Origin of the sequence: Burkholderia sola, assembly GCF_905400185.1 — a bacterium.
Classification (GTDB): domain Bacteria; phylum Pseudomonadota; class Gammaproteobacteria; order Burkholderiales; family Burkholderiaceae; genus Burkholderia; species Burkholderia sola.
This window is the reverse complement of sequence record NZ_FR989675.1, coordinates 3,181,521-3,199,515: the sequence shown is the minus strand read 5'-3', so window position 1 is coordinate 3,199,515 and position 17,995 is coordinate 3,181,521. Positions and strand designations below refer to the sequence as shown.

At 67.1% G+C, this 17,995-nt stretch carries 17 protein-coding genes; 15 read left to right on the top strand and 2 right to left on the bottom strand.

Annotated features, from left to right (window positions below; genetic code table 11):
• Window positions 1–74: 74 nt before the first annotated feature.
• The 5 genes from KR541_RS14770 to KR541_RS14750 are packed head-to-tail and all read left to right on the top strand — an operon-like array spanning window position 75 to window position 4,157.
• Window positions 75–785: an SURF1 family protein gene (locus KR541_RS14770; protein WP_050014808.1), complete on the top strand. Its 711-nt coding sequence runs from the start codon at window positions 75–77 to the stop codon at window positions 783–785.
• A gap of 60 nt (window positions 786–845) precedes the next feature.
• On the top strand, window positions 846–1,472 hold the full coding sequence (locus tag KR541_RS14765) for an SCO family protein (protein ID WP_050014811.1): 627 nt from the start codon (window positions 846–848) through the stop codon (window positions 1,470–1,472).
• 25 nt (window positions 1,473–1,497) lie between these two features.
• Window positions 1,498–2,610 (top strand): COX15/CtaA family protein, encoded by a 1,113-nt coding sequence (locus tag KR541_RS14760; RefSeq protein ID WP_050014814.1) that lies wholly within the window; start codon window positions 1,498–1,500, stop codon window positions 2,608–2,610.
• 8 nt (window positions 2,611–2,618) lie between these two features.
• Window positions 2,619–3,521: a heme o synthase gene (gene cyoE / locus KR541_RS14755; protein ID WP_050014816.1), complete on the top strand. Its 903-nt coding sequence runs from the start codon at window positions 2,619–2,621 to the stop codon at window positions 3,519–3,521.
• 18 nt (window positions 3,522–3,539) lie between these two features.
• Entirely contained in the window at window positions 3,540–4,157 is a 618-nt protein-coding gene (locus KR541_RS14750; RefSeq protein WP_050014818.1) for an SCO family protein, read from the top strand.
• A 141-nt stretch (window positions 4,158–4,298) separates the two neighbouring features.
• On the opposite strand, the gene KR541_RS14745 is transcribed toward KR541_RS14750, so the two are convergent.
• Window positions 4,299–4,589 (bottom strand): YciI family protein, encoded by a 291-nt coding sequence (locus KR541_RS14745; protein WP_050014820.1) that lies wholly within the window; start codon window positions 4,587–4,589, stop codon window positions 4,299–4,301.
• Window positions 4,590–4,828: 239 nt separating this feature from the next.
• Here KR541_RS14745 and KR541_RS14740 point away from each other — a divergent pair, with 239 nt between their 5' ends.
• The 4 genes from KR541_RS14740 to KR541_RS14725 all read left to right on the top strand — a co-directional run bounded on the left by KR541_RS14740 (window position 4,829) and on the right by KR541_RS14725 (window position 8,679).
• The gene (locus KR541_RS14740) at window positions 4,829–6,469 is read left to right on the top strand and encodes a methyl-accepting chemotaxis protein (protein WP_050014921.1); all 1,641 of its coding nucleotides are present in this window, start codon (window positions 4,829–4,831) and stop codon (window positions 6,467–6,469) included.
• Window positions 6,470–6,688: 219 nt separating this feature from the next.
• A complete protein-coding gene (locus KR541_RS14735) occupies window positions 6,689–7,504 on the top strand; it encodes a MetQ/NlpA family ABC transporter substrate-binding protein (protein ID WP_050014823.1) in 816 nt (271 codons plus the stop codon).
• 393 nt (window positions 7,505–7,897) lie between these two features.
• Window positions 7,898–8,353: an STM2901 family protein gene (locus tag KR541_RS14730; RefSeq protein WP_081083240.1), complete on the top strand. Its 456-nt coding sequence runs from the start codon at window positions 7,898–7,900 to the stop codon at window positions 8,351–8,353.
• Complete coding sequence (locus KR541_RS14725) at window positions 8,347–8,679, top strand: DUF1493 family protein (RefSeq protein ID WP_063772900.1); 333 nt, start codon at window positions 8,347–8,349, stop codon at window positions 8,677–8,679. Before KR541_RS14730 ends, KR541_RS14725 begins: the two co-directional genes overlap by 7 nt.
• Before the next feature lie 126 nt (window positions 8,680–8,805).
• Here the strand turns inward: KR541_RS14725 and KR541_RS14720 are convergent, their stop codons facing one another.
• Entirely contained in the window at window positions 8,806–9,114 is a 309-nt protein-coding gene (locus KR541_RS14720) for a VF_A0006 family four-cysteine protein (RefSeq protein ID WP_050014825.1), read from the bottom strand.
• Between the two features lie 208 nt (window positions 9,115–9,322).
• Between KR541_RS14720 and imuA the strand changes: the two genes are divergently transcribed.
• The 6 genes from imuA (at window position 9,323) to KR541_RS14690 (ending at window position 17,983) form a co-directional block, all read left to right on the top strand.
• Window positions 9,323–10,030: a translesion DNA synthesis-associated protein ImuA gene (gene imuA / locus KR541_RS14715; RefSeq protein ID WP_050014827.1), complete on the top strand. Its 708-nt coding sequence runs from the start codon at window positions 9,323–9,325 to the stop codon at window positions 10,028–10,030.
• The gene (locus KR541_RS14710) at window positions 9,963–11,459 is read left to right on the top strand and encodes a Y-family DNA polymerase (RefSeq protein WP_050014829.1); all 1,497 of its coding nucleotides are present in this window, start codon (window positions 9,963–9,965) and stop codon (window positions 11,457–11,459) included. Before imuA ends, KR541_RS14710 begins: the two co-directional genes overlap by 68 nt.
• Before the next feature lie 6 nt (window positions 11,460–11,465).
• Window positions 11,466–14,684, top strand: coding sequence for an error-prone DNA polymerase (locus KR541_RS14705; RefSeq protein WP_050014831.1), 3,219 nt, complete (start codon window positions 11,466–11,468; stop codon window positions 14,682–14,684).
• A gap of 311 nt (window positions 14,685–14,995) precedes the next feature.
• Window positions 14,996–15,730 (top strand): GntR family transcriptional regulator, encoded by a 735-nt coding sequence (locus KR541_RS14700; RefSeq protein WP_050014833.1) that lies wholly within the window; start codon window positions 14,996–14,998, stop codon window positions 15,728–15,730.
• A gap of 131 nt (window positions 15,731–15,861) precedes the next feature.
• Window positions 15,862–16,965, top strand: a complete 1,104-nt coding sequence (gene nagA / locus KR541_RS14695; protein WP_050014925.1) for an N-acetylglucosamine-6-phosphate deacetylase — start codon at window positions 15,862–15,864, stop codon at window positions 16,963–16,965.
• The gene (locus KR541_RS14690; protein ID WP_089488839.1) at window positions 16,958–17,983 is read left to right on the top strand and encodes an SIS domain-containing protein; all 1,026 of its coding nucleotides are present in this window, start codon (window positions 16,958–16,960) and stop codon (window positions 17,981–17,983) included. The genes nagA and KR541_RS14690 overlap by 8 nt, the downstream gene beginning before the upstream one ends.
• The last annotated feature ends 12 nt before the right edge of the window (window positions 17,984–17,995 follow it).

Sequence of the window (17,995 nt, the reverse complement as noted above, 5' to 3'; positions counted from 1 at the left end):
GGACGACGGCAATTCGAAAGGAAGAGGATAATTATCGCACTTCGCTTTCGCGAACGCGCCGGGCGGGCCGCCCGATGAAGATTCGCTGGCTGCCTGCGCTGTTGATCCTCGTCGTCGTCGCCGTCACGATCCGGCTCGGTTTCTGGCAGCGCGACCGCGCGCACCAGAAGGAAGCGCTGCAGGCGAGCATCGCGCGCTACGAGCAGGCGGCGCCGGTCGAGCTCGGCGCGCGGCCGGTGCCGCTCGCGTCGATCGAGTTTCATCGCGTACGGGCAAAGGGCCGTTTCCTGCCCGAGCAGGCGGTGTTTCTCGACAATCGGCCGTATAACGACCAGCCGGGTTTTTACGTCGTGATGCCGTTTAAACTCACGGGCGGCGGCGTCGTGCTCGTGAACCGCGGCTGGCTGCCGCGCAACATCGCCGATCGCACGGCGATCGAGCCGTTCGCGACGCCGGCGGGCGACGTCGAGATCGTCGGCATCGCGCGCGCGGATGCGTCGCGGGCGTTCGAGCTCGGCGAAGGCGGGTCGGCCGCGCACCAGAAGATCCGGCAGAACCTCGACGTCGCCGCGTATGCGAAGGAAACCGGGCTGCCGCTGCAGCCGTTCGTGATCCAGCAGACGAGCGACGACGGCGACAAGCTCGTGCGCGACTGGCCGGCGGCGACGACCGGCGTCGAGCGCAATTACGGTTACATGTTTCAGTGGTGGGCGATGGCGGCGGCCGCGCTCGGCTTCGGCCTGTACGCCGCGCGGCGTGCGGCGAAGAAGTCGGCCGGCGCGTGAGCGTCATGCCAGGACGCGGCGCCGGCGCCGCGGGTTCGTTTCGAGAGGTCTGATTTGTCCATGCAATCTTCCCGTCAGGGTCCGGCCGCTGCGCCGATGTCGCCTGCGGCCCGCAAGCGCGGCCGCTGGATGCTCGTGCTGCTCGGTCTCGTGTGCGCGGCGCCGATGATCGCGTCGTACTTCACCTATTACGTAATCAAGCCGAAGGGCGGATCGACGAACTACGGCACGCTGATCGAGCCGCAGCGCCCGATCCCGGCGGATCTGCAGGTCACCGACGAAACCGGCAAGACGGTGCCGCTGTCGTCGCTGCGCGGGGTCTGGCTGTTCGTGATGACCGACCGCAGCGCGTGCGACGACGCGTGTGCGCAGAAGCTCTATTTCATGCGCCAGATCCGCGTCACGCAGGCGGGCGAGCGGCACCGGATCACGATGGTGTGGCTGCGCAGCGATGCGGGCGCGACGCCGCAGAAGGTGCTGGACGCGTATCCGGACACGCGCCGGCTCGTCGCCGATCCGGCCGCGGTGGCCGCGTGGCTGCCGGCCGATGCCGGCACGAAGGACAGCGACCACATCTACATGGTCGACCCGAACGGCAACCTGATGATGCGTTTCCCGAAAGACCCGAATCCCAGCAAGATCAAGTCGGACGTGACGAAGCTGCTGAAGTGGTCGAGCATCGGTTAAGGCGAGAGAACGAGGCACCATTCCGATGTCGTATCTACTGCAACTCGGCCTGATCGGCGCGTGCATCGCGCTGCTGCCGCTGTCGTACGTGTGGGTGAAGGCCGACGACGACAAGTTCCGCAAGCTCGTGTGGATCACCACGTTCCTGACGCTCGATCTCGTGATGTTCGGCGGCTTCACGCGGCTGACCGATTCGGGGCTCGGCTGCCCCGACTGGCCCGGCTGCTACGGCACGTCGTCGCCGTTCATCGCGCACGCCGCGATCACGGCCGCGCACCAGGCGATGCCGACCGGGCCCGTCAGCATGACGAAGGCGTGGATCGAGATGATCCACCGCTATTTCGCGATGGCGATCGGCGTGCTGATCATCGCGCAGGTGGCGATCGCGTGGGCCGCGCGGCTGCGCCGCCGCCCGCTGCACGTGTCGCCGTGGTGGCCGACGAGCCTGCTGCTGCTGATACTCGTGCAGGGTGCGTTCGGCGCATGGACGGTCACGATGAAGCTGCAACCGGTGATCGTCACGATCCACCTGCTGCTCGGCCTCACGCTGCTCGGCACGCTCGGCTGGCTCGCGGCGCGGCAGACGCCGCTGCCGTCGCATGACCCGGAGGCCGGCCGCTACCGCGCGGCCGCGCTCGCGGCGCTCGTGCTGCTGGTCGTGCAGATCGCGCTCGGCGGCTGGGTGAGCACCAACTACGCGGTGCTCGCGTGCACCGACTTCCCGACCTGCAACGGCCAGTGGATTCCGCCGATGGACTTCCAGCACGGCTTCCACCTGTGGCGCGCGCTCGGGATGACGAAGGACGGCGACGCGATCACGCAGGACGCGCTGGTCGCGATCCACTGGACGCACCGCACGTTCGCGTTCGTCGTGGTCGCTTATCTGGTCGCGTTCGCGCTGAAGATGCGCCGCTTCGAATCGCTGCGGCGGCCCGCGAACGGCGTGCTGCTGGTCGTGCTGCTGCAGTTCGTGACGGGCCTGACCAACATCGTGCTGCAGTGGCCGCTGCCCGTCGCCGTCGCGCACAACGGCGGGGCCGCGATCCTGCTGCTGCTCGTCGTCATGTTAAACTTTCGCATCCTTTCAAGCCGCCCCGGCCGTGTCGCGCAGCCTGCGCGCGACGTCGCCCCGGCGTGACCGTCCCCATGCAAAGCACCCTCTCCCAATCGCCCGGTAGCCGCTTTTCCCAGTACATGGCGCTGACGAAGCCGCGTGTCACGCAGCTCGCGGTGTTCTGCGCGGTGATCGGCATGTTCCTCGCGACGCCGGGCATGGTGCCGTGGCACGTGCTGATCGGCGGCACCGTCGGCATCTGGCTGCTGGCCGGCGCCGCGTTCGCGATCAACTGCCTTGTCGAACAGAAGATCGACGCGATGATGCGCCGCACCGCGTGGCGTCCGTCCGCGCGCGGCGAGATCACGACGCCGCAGATCCTGCTGTTCTCGGCGGTGCTCGGCAGCGTCGGCGCATGGACGCTCTACACGTTCACGAATCCGCTGACGATGTGGCTGACGATCGCGACGTTCGTCGGCTACGCGGTGGTCTACACGCTGCTGCTCAAGCCGATGACGCCGCAGAACATCGTGATCGGCGGCGCGTCGGGCGCGATGCCGCCGGCGCTCGGCTGGGCGGCCGTCACCGGCGCGGTGCCGGGCGACGCGTGGATCCTCGTGCTGATCATCTTCGTGTGGACGCCGCCGCATTTCTGGGTGCTCGCGCTCTATCGCCGCAAGGATTACGAGAATGCCGGGCTGCCGATGCTGCCCGTCACGCACGGCGAGAAGTTCACGCGGCTGCACATCCTGCTGTATACGGTGATCCTGTTCGCGGTCACGATGATGCCGTTCATTTCCGGGATGAGCGGGGCCGTCTACCTGACGAGCGCGGTGCTGCTCGGCGCGGTCTTCCTCGCGTATGCGTGGAAGATCCATCGCGACTATTCGGACGCACTCGCCCGCAAGGCCTTCCGCTACTCGATCGTCTATCTGTCGCTGCTGTTTGTCGCGCTGCTCGTCGATCACTATGCACGCCCGCTGCTCGGCGTGTAACCGCACGGTTTGAACGCAATGCTCCCATCACGGTTCGGGCGCCGCGCGCGCCAAGGCTGGATGCTCGCGTGCGCATTCACGGCAGCGCTGCTGCTCGCCGGATGCGACAACGCGCCGAAATTCCAGAATCTCGACATCACCGGCAACACGCAGTTCGGCAGCGACTTCTCGCTGCCCGATACGACCGGCAAGGTCCGCACGCTCGCCGACTTCAAGGGCAAAGCCGTCGTGATGTTCTTCGGCTATACGCACTGCCCGGACGTGTGCCCGACCACGATGGCCGAGCTGTCCGAAGCGCTGAAGCAGCTCGGGCCCGATGCCGCGAAGCGCGTGCAGGTGCTGTTCGTGACCGTCGATCCGGAACGCGACACGCCGGCGCTGCTCGGCCAGTACGTGCCCGCGTTCGATCCGTCGTTCATCGGCCTGCGGCCGGCCGACGAAGCGGCGCTGAAGAAGGTCACGAAGGATTTCCGCGTGTACTACGCGAAGGTGCCCGGCAAGACGCCCGGCAGCTACACGATGGACCATACGGCCGCGAGCTACGTGTTCGACCGCGACGGCAAGCTGCGCCTGTTCGTGCGTGACGGCCAGGGCCCGGCGCCGTGGGTCCACGACCTGAAGCTGCTGGTCGACTGACCGGCAGCCGCCGGGCGCGCGGCCCGGCGTTTCGCGTGACGGCCGTTTCGCGCCGTCACGTTTTCCCGCTCGCTTCGTCGTGCGCATGCGCTGCCCGCCGGGCGGCGCGTCGGCATGTGCGCGTATTGCGCCGAAGCCGCGTTACGGCAGCGCCGGCACGTTGAAGCCGGACGCGGCGCGCGTGATCCGGAATTCCGTCACGCGATAGGTGGCGAGCCCCTCGGTGACGAACGGGTCGGTTTCGAGGATCGCGTCGAGTTCGTCGCGATCGATGCGGGCCGCGAGGATCATGCCGCCTGAGCGCGGCACCTTCGGCCCCGCCGCGATGAAGATGCCCTTGTCGAACTGCGGCTGCAGATACGCGCGGTGGCGTTCGAGCGCGTCGTCGATGCGCTCGAGCGACGCGGTGTAGTGGATGTCGATGACGTACATGGATGGCCCTGGAATGATGCCGGCGCTTTGCGCGCCGGCCGCCGGTCTTTTTAGCACAGCGGACGCGGGCTGTCGCGCCGGCGCCGGCGCGTGACGGACGGCGTGCCTGTCGATCGCCGGTTCGCCGCGCCGGCGCGTATTCAAGATGTAAGCCTCGGTGCCGTAAATGAAAGAGCAACCGTTTGCGCGCGGCAGGCCGTTCGCGCGCCGGATGCATCGACATCGACAGAGGCACGCAGATGAGCAGAATGAGTTTGAACCGCAAGCTGTGGCTCGCGCTTGCGCTGGTATGGATCGGTCTTCTGGGCGTCGGCGCATGGAGCGCCTACGAGACGCGCGCGACGATGCTCGCCGAACGCAAGGCCGGCATCGCGAATCTCGTCGACTCGGCGGCGGGCATCGTGAAGGCCTATCACGCGCTCGCGCAGAGCGGCACGATGCCCGAGGCCGACGCGAAGCGCGACGCGCTCGCGCGCCTCGCCGCGATGCGCTACGGCGATTCGGGCTATGTGTTCGTGATGGATTCGAAGCCGGTCGTGCTGATGCACCCGACGCTGCCGAAGCTCGTCGACACGCAGGTCGGCGACTATCTCGATCCGGACGGCAAGCCGCTGTTCGTGACGATCCTGAACGCGGCGAAGGCGACCGGCAGCGGGTTCGCCGAATATCGCGGGCGGCTGCCGCACAGCGAGACGGCCGTGCCGAAGATCAGCTACGTCACGCGGTTCGCGCCATGGGACTGGAACATTTCGAGCGGCGTGTTCCTGAAGGACATCGACACCGTCTATTACCGGACGCTGCTCGGCCATCTGGCCGTGGTGTTCGTGATCGGCTTCGTGATCAGCGCGGCGATGCTGGTGATCATCCGCAACGTGCGCGGCAGCCTCGGCGGCGAGCCGGACGAAGCGGCCGCGCTCGCGACGCGCATCGCGCAGGGCGACCTCACGCAGCCGGTGCCGGTGCGCGCCGGCGACCGCACGAGCATGATGGCCGCGATGCACGACATGCAGGCGCGGCTGCAGGCGACGATCGGCGGGATTCGCCAGTCGGCCGAAGCGATCGCGTCGGCGAGCCGCCAGATCTCGGCCGGCAACGACGACCTGTCGCAGCGCACCGAGGAGCAGGCCGCATCGCTCGAGGAAACGGCCGCGAGCATGGAGCAACTGACCGCGACGGTGAAGCAGAACGCGGACAACGCGCGGCAGGCGAGCGGGCTCGCGAACAACGCGTCGGACATCGCGCGCACCGGCAGCGACGTCGTGAACCGCGTGATCGGCACGATGGGCGAGATCGACGACAGCTCGCGCAAGATCGCCGACATCATCGGCGTGATCGAGGGCATCGCGTTCCAGACCAACATCCTCGCGCTGAACGCGGCAGTCGAGGCCGCGCGCGCGGGCGAGCAGGGCCGCGGCTTCGCGGTGGTCGCGGGCGAGGTGCGTTCGCTCGCGCAGCGCAGCGCGACGGCCGCGAAGGAGATCCGCGCGCTGATCGTCGATTCGGTCGAGCGCGTGCGCAACGGCTCGACGCTGGTCGGCCAGGCCGGCACGACGATGGGCGAGATCCTGCAGGCGGTCGCGCGCGTGACCGACATCATGGGCGAGATCGCGGCCGCGTCCGAGGAGCAGGCGAGCGGCATCACGCAGGTCGGGCGCGCCGTCACGCAGATGGACCAGGTGACGCAGCAGAACGCGGCGCTGGTCGAGGAAGCGGCGGCGGCGGCCGCGTCGCTGCAGGAACAGGCCGCGCGGCTGCGCGATGCGGTCGGTTCGTTCCGGGTCGGCAATACCGGCGGCCCGTCGGCGCGCGAGGCCGGCGGCAGGGCGGCCGAACCGGCATTCGGCGGCGCGGAGGCGGTTGACGAGGTGGTGGCGGCGTGACGGGTGTCGGCCGATGGGCTGATGAGCCGATGCATCGACGAAAAAGTGCAACTAACGGCCGAATCGGGCATCGGCCGCCGGCACTGCGCTGGTGCATACCCATATGAGCGGGATGTATTTCACTTCCCGCCGATCCTGTGACACCATTTGCCCCTTCCTGCGAGTCCGGGCATACCCGTATCGCGCCCCATTTCAAGTAAGCAAGAAAGCGAGAAACAGATGAAGCGTCGCAGTCTCCTGAAGGTATTTTCCGTGCTGGCCACCGGCGCCGCGCTGACGCTGTCGGCAGGCGCGCATGCCGAAGACAAGGTGATCAAGGTCGGTACGGTCGCCGGCCCGGATGCGCAAGTGTGGCAAGTCGTGCAGAAGGTCGCGAAGGAGAAGGAAGGCCTGAACGTGAAGGTCATCGAGTTCAACGACTACGTGCAGCCGAACGCGGCGCTCGATTCGGGCGACCTCGACGCGAACAGCTTCCAGCATCAGCCCTACCTCGACAGCCAGGTGAAGCAGCGCGGCTACAAGATCGTCAGCGCGGGTCTGACCTACATTTCGCCGATCGGCGTGTATTCGAAGAAGTTCAAGTCGCTGAAGGATCTGCCGCAGGGCGCGAAGCTCGCGGTGCCGAACGATCCGTCGAACGAGAACCGTGCGCTGCTGCTGTTGCAGACGCAAGGCGTGATCAAGCTGAAGGCCGGCGCCGGCACGGGCGGCAACAACGCGACGGTGCTCGACATCGCCGAGAACCCGAAGAAGCTGAAGATCTCCGAACTCGACGCCGCGCAACTGCCGCGCGTGCTGTCGGACGTCGACGCGGCCGTGATCAACACGAACTACGCGCTGGCCGCGAACCTGCAGCCGACCAAGGACGCGATCGCGCTCGAAGCGCTGACGAGCCCGTACGCGAACCTGATCGCCGTGCGTGCGAAGGACAAGGATCAGCCGTGGGTGAAGAAGCTGGTGAAGGCGTACCAGTCGACGGAAGTGAAGGAATTCATCAAGAAGCAGTTCAAGGGCTCGATGGTCGCGTCGTTCTGAGCGCGATCGGTTGATCGAACGAAGGCCTGCACGTGTGCAGGCCTTTTTTTCGTGTGCGAGCGGAATGCTTTCGAGATGCAGGAGTAGCGTGAAGATTACACGCCGCAATTGCATTGACGTTCATGGATAAAGCCGTTTGGTAACGGTTCGACACGTTGGTATGAAACATGTGCGAGACCGCTCGAATTCGGAATCGCTATGCACTTTCTCTCTCCGGCGTCCCGTTGCGCCCGTCATTGCTCGCGTCGAGCAGAATGACGATTTATTCCGCGTGAGATTCCACCGTCGTTGCGGTGCGATCGGTCAACAGATCGGCCGGGCTTGTCGGCACGGTAACCGTACGTCTTCGTTAGACTAAAAAACATTTTTAAAAATTACGAACGAGGACGCTGAATGAGTGCTGTCGAGAAATTGAGTGCGGCTTACCATTACTATGGGATGGTCAATCTGACTGCGGGAGAATTGTTCTTCTGGATCATGGTTGACGAAACGATGAATCAGTTGGGCGTCGATGATGCCGTGTCGGTTGGTATGATCTTGCTGGGTAGAAGTAATTTGCCGACCAGGGCAAAGCCGATCGACGCGATACAGGGGACTTCGCTTGCAAGCAAATACTCAAGAAGGGTTTTTCAAAAGGCTCAATTCCCGTTTGGTTGGAAATTGCCAACACTGGTAGGCGGACCGGTGCGAAATTTGAAAATCAGGCTGGTTAGAAACATCGGAACCTTCGTAGGAAGAACGATCCCCGTGCTTGGTTGGGTGATTCTTGCAAGGGATATTTCTATTATTGCCGGCAAGACGGTGGCTCACTACAATAGAGTTGCAAGGGAGGGGGATAGGTTATGGTAGATCTTGAAAAAAGGGTGATTGAGTTTGTAAGGAAAAAGTCCGGATTCTCTATATCATTCATGGCCGATGAGATAACGGAAAGTACCGATTTGGATCTGGACTTGCGTTTTGATGATTGTGAGGTCGAGGATCTGATGCGGGAGTATTCGGCGAAATTTAATGTTGATATAAGTGGGTTCGATATTAAAAAATATTATCCGGAAGACGATTCTTCGTTTCTTGACTTGATCAATCCGTTTAAGAAAAAAGTGATCCATCGTGTTCCGGATCTGAATGTTCGAATGCTGATCGCATCGGCAAAAGCGGGGCGCTGGCTCTACGACTGACCGCTCACCGAGTTTGTCTACGACCTGACGGGGGGCGCTGTCCGGCGTTGCTGCAAACATCGCGCAGCCCCTTTTTCATATCGGTGCGCGTAAAGGAGGGCCGACAGCGTGGCGTTCAGCGCGCGCTCACATCTCCCCACGCCGCGAGCAGATCGACATGATCTGCTGGATCGCATAGTTGTCGCGCACGCCCGGCAGCGACTGCACCACGCACTCGTGAAAGCGCCGTTCGCGCGGCAGCAGCATCGCGTTGTTGCGGTACAGCGCATCGCATGAGCGCTGGATCAGCTGCGCGGCGGCGCCATTGCGGCTCTCGCGCAGCGCATTGAGCATGCAGTCGTCGTATTGCGCGCTGCCGTCGGTCAGCGCGAAGGCTGCTCCCGGCAGCGCCAGCGCGACGGCCACCCATGCGATCGCACGAATCGTTCGTTTCAAGTCCCCTCCGATGGTGTGGGTCGGGTCGGCGGACAGCATAACGTAAAGTGGTCGACGCGGCTGACGCGTTGCGGGCCGGCGCGCCGTGGCATGACGGGCGCGCCGGCTTCTCCCCGATTTCTTCCGACGAAAACCGGTTTTACACCGCTGCTGTGCGGCGCGGACGCATTGCCATATACTGTATATCCATACAGTTGTGGGTGGCATCATGCTCGCATCCTCCATTTCTCCCGAGTCCCTTCATCCGTCGCTGTGGCGCGGCTCGCAGCTCGCGCGCGGCGGTCCGCGCACGATCGAGACCGGCTTCGCGCCGCTGTCGGCCGAGCTGCCGGGCGGCGGCTGGCCGGTCGGCGGCCTCGTCGAACTGCTGGCCGCGCAGCCGGGCTGCGGCGAGATGCGGCTGCTCGCACCCGCGCTCGCCCGCGCCGTCAGCGCGCGGCGGCCGCTCGCGCTCGTCGCGCCGCCGCAGTCGCCGCATGCCACCGCGCTCGCCAGCCTCGGCGTGCCGGCCGACGCGCTGCTGTGGTTGCGCGCCGGTAGCCGCACCGATGCGCTGTGGGCCGCCGAGCAGGCGCTCAAGACCGGCTGTTGCGGCGCGCTGCTGCTCTGGCAGGACGCGCGGCCCGATGCGCTGCGGCGCCTGCATCTCGCGGCCGCGCGCACCGGCGACACGCTGTTCGTGATGCTGCGCCCGCTGTCGGCCGCGCGGCAGCCGTCGCCGGCCGTGCTGCGCGTCGCGCTGCATCCGGTGCCGGGCGGCGTGTCGCTCGACATCGTCAAGCGTCGCGGGCCCGCGCGCAGCGAGCCGCTCGTGCTCGATTTGCCGTCGCCCATCGTGGAGAGCCGCTATGCGCGTCTTGCTCGGCATCCATCTGCCGCGCCTGCCGCTCGACGTGTGCGCCCCGCCGCCGTCTGACGCAGCGGCCGGCGAGGCCGGCGACGCAGGCTGCGCGGTGCTCGAGCAGGGTGTCGTGCTGATCGCCGATGCGGCCGCGCGCCGACAGGGCGTGCGCGCGGGCATGAAGCGCGGCGGCGTGCTGACGCTCGCGCCCGCGACGCAGCTCGTCGAACGCGATCCCGCCCGCGAAGCCGATGCGCTGCGCGCGGTCGCGCTCGCGCTGCTGCGCTTCTCGCCGTGCGTCGCGCTCGACGACGAAGCCACGCTGATCGTCGACGTCGGCCCGAGCCTGCGCCTGTTCGGCGGGCTGCCGTCGCTGTGCCGCCAGGTGCGCGCGACGCTCGCGGCGCTCGGCTATGCGGCGCGCCTGTCCGCCGCGCCGACCGGGCGCGGCGCGTGGCTGCTCGCGCGCACGTCGGCGCGCTCGCGCATGCGGCGCCGCGTCGCGCGTCACGCGTCGCTCGTCCGCACGCTCGACCGGCTGCCCTGCGTGCTGCTGCCCGACGCGCGTCCGTATGCGGGCTGGTTCGACGGCCTCGGCTGTCGCACGCTTGCCGATCTGCGCCGCCTGCCGCGCGCGGGGCTGCAGCGGCGTTGCGGTCCCGCGCTGCTGGCCGCGCTCGATCGGGCGTACGGCGAAGCGGTCGAGCCGCTCGCGTGGATGGCGGTGCCGCCCGTGTTCGACGTGCGGCTCGAATTGCCGGAGCGCGTCGACTACGCGGAAGCCGTGCTGTTCGCCGCACGGCGGCTCGTCGTGCAGCTGTGCGGCTGGCTGGCCGCGCGGCAACTGTCGCTGGCCGCGATGACGTTCGAGCTCGAGCACGAGCGCGGCCGCCAGGCCGTGCCGCCGACCCCGCTCGAACTCGCGTTCGCGGCGCCCGTGCGCGACGAAGCGCATTTCATGCGGCTGCTCGGTGAGCGGCTCGCGCGCGTCGAGCTGCCGGCCGCGGTGATCGCGGTGCGGCTGAAGGCCACGCGCGTCGAACCGGTCGCGCCGCCGGCCGACGATCTTTTTCCCGAGCCGGGCGGTACGCGGGAAACCCGCGAGCGGTTGCTCGAGCTGCTGGTCGCGCGGCTCGGCACGGACAACGTATTGCGCGCGGCGCCTGTCGCCGATCATCGTCCCGAGGTCGCGAACCGCTGGTTGCCGCTCGATGCGCAAGCGGGCAAGCCTGTTGCCGGTCCGCCCGCCGCGCCGCCGCGTCCCGCGTGGCTGCTCGCCGAACCGCTGCCGCTTCTGATGCGCGGCGAGCGGCCGGTATTTCATACGCCACTCCGGATGATGTCGTCGGCCGAGCGGATCGAGGCCGGGTGGTTCGACGGACAGTTGATCGCACGCGATTACCACGTCGCGCAGGACGAAGAGGGCGCGTGCTACTGGGTATTCATGGAGCGGACGAGCAGTCAGGCTGCCCCGCGCTGGTTCCTGCACGGTTTGTTCGGGTGAGCGGAGATGGCTGCGGAATTCAGTTTGCTGCCCGATTACGCGGAGTTGTTCTGCCGCTCGAACTTTTCGTTCCTGCATGGCGCGTCGCATGCGGACGAACTGGTCGAGCGTGCGGCGGAACTCGGCTATCGCGGGATCGCGATCACCGACGAATGCTCGCTCGCCGGCGCGCCGCGCATGCATGTCGCCGCGAAGGCGAAAGGGCTGCCGCTTGTCATCGGTTCGTATTTCGACGTCACGCCGGATGAAGTCGCGCCCGGCCAGGATCCGGGCCCCGGTGCGTTCGGGCTCGTGTTGCTCGCGCAGAACCGCGAAGGGTACGGCAACCTGTCCGAGTTGATTTCGTGGCGGCGGATGGAGTCGCCGAAGGGAACTTACCGGCTGACGTCGCGAATGTTGTCGAGGCCGCCTGAGAAATTCGCCCATCTGCGCGGCATGCCCGACTGCTTCGCGATTCTCGTGCCGACGTATCCGGTGCGGGCGGCCGTGCTCGATGCGCAGGTCGCATGGTTCCGCGCGACCTTCGGCGAGCGTGCGCGGCTCGGGCTCGTGCAGTTGCAGCGTGCGCTGGATGGTGCGCAGCGCGACGAGATTCGCGAGGCCGGCAAACGGCGCGGCGTGCGCATCGTCGCGCTTGGCGACGTGACGATGCATAAACGCTCCTGCAAACCGCTGCAGGACGTGATGACGGCGATTCGCGTCGGGATGCCGGTTTCTGAATGCGGCTATGCGCTCGCGCCGAATGCGGAGCAGCATCTGCGTTGGCGGAAGCGAATCGCAGAACTGTTTTCGCCGAACGAGATGGCGGAGACGTGCGCGATTCTCGATGCATGCGACGTCGATCTCGGCAAGCTGCGCTACGAGTATCCCGACGAGATCGTGCCGAAGGGGCTCACGCCGACGCGCTATCTGGAACAGGAAACCTTCGCGGGAGCGGCCGGGCGTTATCCGAACGGCATCCCGGAAAAAGTAGAGCAGCAGATCCGGTACGAACTCGATCTGATCGCCCGGCTGAAATACGAGCCGTTCTTCCTGACCGTCTACGACATCGTAAAATACGCGCGCAGCCAGAACATCCTGTGCCAGGGCCGCGGCTCAGCCGCGAATTCGGTGGTCTGCTATTGCCTCGGCATCACCGAAGTGAATCCCGAGCAAAGCACGATGCTGTTCGAGCGCTTCATCAGCGCGGAACGCGGCGAGCCGCCCGACATCGACGTCGATTTCGAGCATCAGCGCCGGGAAGAAGTGATCCAGCACATCTACAAAAAATACGGGCACGACCGCGCCGCGCTCGCGGCCGCCGTTTCGACGTATCGTCCGCGCGGCGTGCTGCGCGAAACCGGCAAGGCGCTCGGCGTCGACCCGATGCTGGTCGATCGGGTCGCGAAGGGGCATCGCTGGTTCGACGGCAGCCGCGATCTGCTGCAGCAATTCGCGTCGACCGGGCTCGATCCCGAAACGCCGCTGATTCGCACATGGGCCGAACTGGCGGGGCGCTTGCTCAACTTCCCGCGTCACCTGTCGCAGCATTCGGGCGGCTTCGTGATCAGCCGCGGCAAGCTCACGCGGCTCGTGCCGGTCGAGAACGCGGCGATGGACGGGCGGCGCGTGATCCAGTGGGACAAGGACGATCTCGAGGCGCTCGGGCTGATGAAGGTCGACGTGCTCGCGCTCGGCATGCTGTCGGCGCTGCATCGCGCGTTCGACCTGCGCACCGCGTGGCGCGGGCCGCCGGAGCCGGACGGCGAACCGTTTACGCTGAAACACATTCCGCAGGATGACAAAGCAACCTACGACATGATCTGCCGCGCCGATACCGTCGGTGTGTTCCAGATCGAATCGCGTGCGCAGATGTCGATGCTGCCGCGGCTGCGGCCGCGCCACTATTACGATCTCGTGGTCCAGGTGTCGATCGTGCGGCCCGGCCCGATTCAGGGCGGCGCGGTGCATCCGTATTTGCAGCGGCGCAGGATCGTGGCCGGCGAAGAGGAGGGTGAGGTCACGTATCCGAGCGACGCGCTCAAGGAAGTGCTCATTCGCACGCTGGGTGTGCCGATCTTCCAGGAACAGGTGATGCAGATCGCGATCGTCGCCGCAGGTTTTACGCCTGGCGAAGCGGACGACTTGCGTCGCGCGATGGCCGCATGGAAGCGCAAGGGCAATCTCGAGAAATATCAGGACAAGATCATCAGCGGGATGCTCGAACGCAACTACACGCGCGAATTCGCCGAGCAGATCTTCGAGCAGATCAAGGGCTTCGGCGAATACGGTTTTCCCGAAAGCCATGCGGCCAGTTTCGCGAAACTCGCGTACGCGAGCAGCTGGCTCAAGTGCCACGAACCGGCGATCTTCCTCGCCGCGCTGCTGAACAGCCAGCCGATGGGCTTCTACCCGCCGTCGCAGCTCGTGCAGGACGCGAAGCGTCATCGCGTGAAGGTGCTGCCGATCGACGTCACGCAAAGCAACTGGGAGGCCGCGCTCGAAGCGCTGCCCGATCAGCCGCCGCCACACGGCCAGCCGGCCGTGCGGCTCGGCCTGTCGCTCGTGCGCGGTCTTGGCGAAGCCGCTGCGCGCCGCATCGAAGCCGCCCGCGCCGCCGGCCCGTTCGACAACGTCGACAGCCTCGCCCGGCGCGCGCAGCTCGAACGGCGCGATCTCGAAGCGCTCGCCGCCGCGAACGCGCTCGCGACGCTCGCCGGCCATCGCCGCGATGCGCTGTGGCAGGCCGTCGCCGCGGCGCCTGAGCGCGACCTGCTCGCCGCCGCGCCGATCGACGAGGTGGAGCAGCCCGCGCTCGGCGCACCGTCGGAAGCCGACGACATCCTCGCCGACTATCACACCACCGGCCTCACGCTGAATCGCCACCCGGTCGCGCTGCTGCGGCCGGCGCTGCGCGCGCAGCGGCTGTCGTCCGCGGCCGAGCTGCGCGATCGCCTCGACGGCCGGCTCGCACGCGCATGCGGGCTCGTGATCGCGCGGCAGATGCCGGGCACCGCGAAGGGCGTGATGTTCATGACGCTCGAAGACGAAACGGGTTGCGTGAACGTGATCGTCCGGCCCGAACTGCTCGCGCGGCAGCGTCGCGAAACGCTCGATTCGCGGCTGCTCGCGGCGTCCGGCGTGTGGCAGGTCGTCAGCGACGTGCGGCACCTCGTCGCGCAGCATTTCGAGGATCTGACGCCGCTGCTCGGCGGCCTGCGCACGTCGAGCCGCGAATTCCACTGACGCCTGCATCGCGCCGGCCTGCTCGGCAGGTGCATACCAGTTGGCCAAATTGGTTCTATTCCGGTCTCATATTCGCACCCGAAATCCCGCCGAACCGGGCGCCTGAACCGTCCCTTTGCATACCACTTCGGGTAAATCCCTATGCCGCACTGCGTTGTAAACAAAGGCTTTGCTGGCACTAAAACGCTTGCCGCGCAAGGCTTTCGGCGATTTCCGCAGCGCTAATACCAGTTCGTTGACTGGTATTATGGTGGTTATATAATGCGTTCACTTTCGACGGTCCGAGATCGTCGTCCGACACCCGGAGGCACATGGAAACCGGCTGGTCCGAACTGGCGCCCGATCCCCTCGACGACACGCCGCTCTATCTGCAGCTCGCCCGCAACCTGGCGAGCGCGATTCACGCCGGCGCGTGGCGGGCCGGCGAGGCGCTGCCGTCGGAACGGCTGCTCTCGGTGTCGGTCGGCGTGTCGCGGATCACCGCGCGACGTGCGCTCGCGCTGCTGGTCGAGCAGGGCCTGATCAAGCGGGCGCGCGGCGCGGGCAGCTTCATCACGCCGCGCGTCGCCGATCCGCTGTCGCGTCTCGTCGGCTTCACCGCGAAGATGCAGCAGCGCGGCTTCGTGCCCGATTCGGTGTGGCTGGCGCGCACGCTGCGCACCGCGAGCCGCGACGAGCTCACGCATCTCGGCCTCGCGCCCGGCGCGACGGTCGCGCGGCTGGAGCGGCTGCGCCGCGCGGACGGCATCGTGATGGCGGTCGAGCATTCGACGCTGCCGGCCGCGGTGGTGCCCGATCCGCAGGCGCTCGGCGCGTCGCTGTACGAATACCTCGAGGCGCGCGGCATGACCGTCGTGCGCGCGTTGCAGCACTTTCGCGCCGCGAACGCGACGCACGCGATCGCGAAATGGATGGCGGTGAAGCCGGGCTCGGCGCTGCTGGTGATCACGCGGATCGGCTACGGCGCCGACCAGCGCGCGATCGAAGTGACCGAAACGTATTGCCGCGACGACTACTACGACTTCGTCGCCGAACTGAAACGCTGACGCGCGAGACTGCCCACACACCTCGCACCCTCCGCGCAATCGCGATGGAACGCAATCGCGCGCAATGAATCGCAACGGATTGGCCAATCACGACGCGGATGCCCGCGTCACCCGATCATCAAGAGAACGTCATGCTGACTGGCAACATCCTCACCTCCGACGGCTGGATTCTCGGTTCGCTCGATAGCGAGAACGGCCGCATCACCACGCTCGACGGCACGCCCGTCGATCCCGCGACGAACGACGCGCCTTACATCCTGCCCGGCTTCATCGACCTGCACGTGCATGGCGGCGGCGGCGCCGACGTGATGGAAGGCGGCGATGCGATCGAAACGATCGCTCGCACGCACGCGCAATTCGGCACGACGAGCCTGCTCGCGACGACGATGACCGCGCCGCGCGACGAACTGATGGAGGTCGTCGCGAACCTCGGCATCGTCGCCCGCACCCGCACGCCCGGCGGCGCGCGCGTGCTCGGCGTGCATCTCGAAGGCCCGTACATCAACCCCGGCAAGCTCGGCGCGCAGCCGGACGCGGCCGTGTCGGCCGTGCTCGACGAGGTGCTGAAGTACCTGTCGATCGCGCCGATCCGCGTCGTCACGCTCGCGCCGGAAATCGCCGGCCACATCGAGATCATCGGCGAGATGGCCGCGCGCGGCGTACGCGTGCAGCTCGGCCACTCGCTCGCGACCTACGACGACGCGGTCGCCGCGCTCAAGCACGGCGCGTGCGGTTTCACGCACCTGTTCAACGCGATGTCGCCGCTGCATCACCGCAACCCGGGCCTCGTCGGCGCGGCGCTCGCGCACGCCGAGTACGCGGAAATCATCCCCGATCTGCTGCACGTCCACCCCGGTGCGATCCGTGCGGCGCTGCGCGCGATCCCGCGCCTGTACGTCGTGACCGACAGCACGTCCGCGACCGGCATGCCCGACGGCGAATACCGGCTCGGCAGCCAGCACGTGACGAAGTGCCTCGGCGGCGTGCGGCTCGCCGACGGCACGCTCGCCGGCAGCACGCTGACGATGGACCAGGCGCTGCGCAACCTCGTGTCGCTCGGCCTGCCGATCGCCGACGTGTCGAACCGCATGTCGCGCTACGCGGCCGACTACCTCGGCATCGCCGATCGCGGCCGCCTCGAGCGCGGCGCATGGGCCGACCTCGCGGTGTTCGATCGCGACCTGAACCTCACCGCGACCTACGTCGAAGGAGAATCGATTGTCGAATATGCTTAAGGAAGCGCGCGAGTCCGCCCAGGTCGTCGCCGCGCAACTCGCCGACACCGCGCGCGTCGAAGCGCTCGCCGGCCAATTGCTCGATCACCCGCCGGCCGTCGCGCTGACGGTCGCGCGCGGCAGCTCGGATCACGCCGCCAGCTATTTCGCGAGCCTGACGATGAGCCGCCTCGGCGTGCCGGTCGCGTCGCTGCCGATGTCGGTCGCGACGCTGCAGCAGGCGCCGCTGAAGGTGCAGGACCAGCTCGCGCTCGCGTTCTCGCAGTCGGGCAAGAGCCCCGATCTCGTCAACACGATGGCCGCGCTGCGCGAAGCCGGCGCGCGCACCGTCGCCGCCGTCAACGTGCTGCCGTCGCCGCTCGCCGACGCGTGCGAGCACCAGCTGCCGCTGTTGGCCGGCCCCGAACTGTCGGTCGCCGCGACGAAGAGCTATATCGCGATGCTGTCGCTGTCCGCGCAGATCGTCGCGTACTGGCAGCGCGACGCCGCGCTGATCACCGCATTGCGCGGCCTGCCCGACGTGCTCGCGCAAGCCGGCCGGCTCGACTGGTCGCAGGCCGTCGCCGCGCTCGCGGGGGTCGAGCGGATGATCGTGATCGGTCGCGGCCTCGGCCTCGCGATCGCGCAGGAAGCCGCGCTGAAGCTGAAGGAAACCTCCGGCATCCAGGCCGAGGCATTCTCGAGCGCCGAAGTCCGCCACGGCCCGATGGAGCTGATCGATCGCGACTATCCGCTGCTCGTGTTCGCGCCGCCGGGGCCCGAGCAGGCCGGCCTGCTGCAGCTTGCCGCGGACATGCGCGCACGCGGCGCCGCCGTGCTGCTCGCGGCGCCAGCCGGCACGCCCGGCACATCCGACGCAAAGGGCACCGTGCTGTCGCTCGCGCAGTCGGCCCATTCGGCGCTCGACCCGATCGCCGCCATTCTTTCGTTCTACGTGATGGCGGCGGATCTGGCCGTCGCGCGCGGCCGCAATCCCGACACGCCGCGCCACCTGAATAAAGTCACCGAAACGCACTGACAGTCGAGAAAG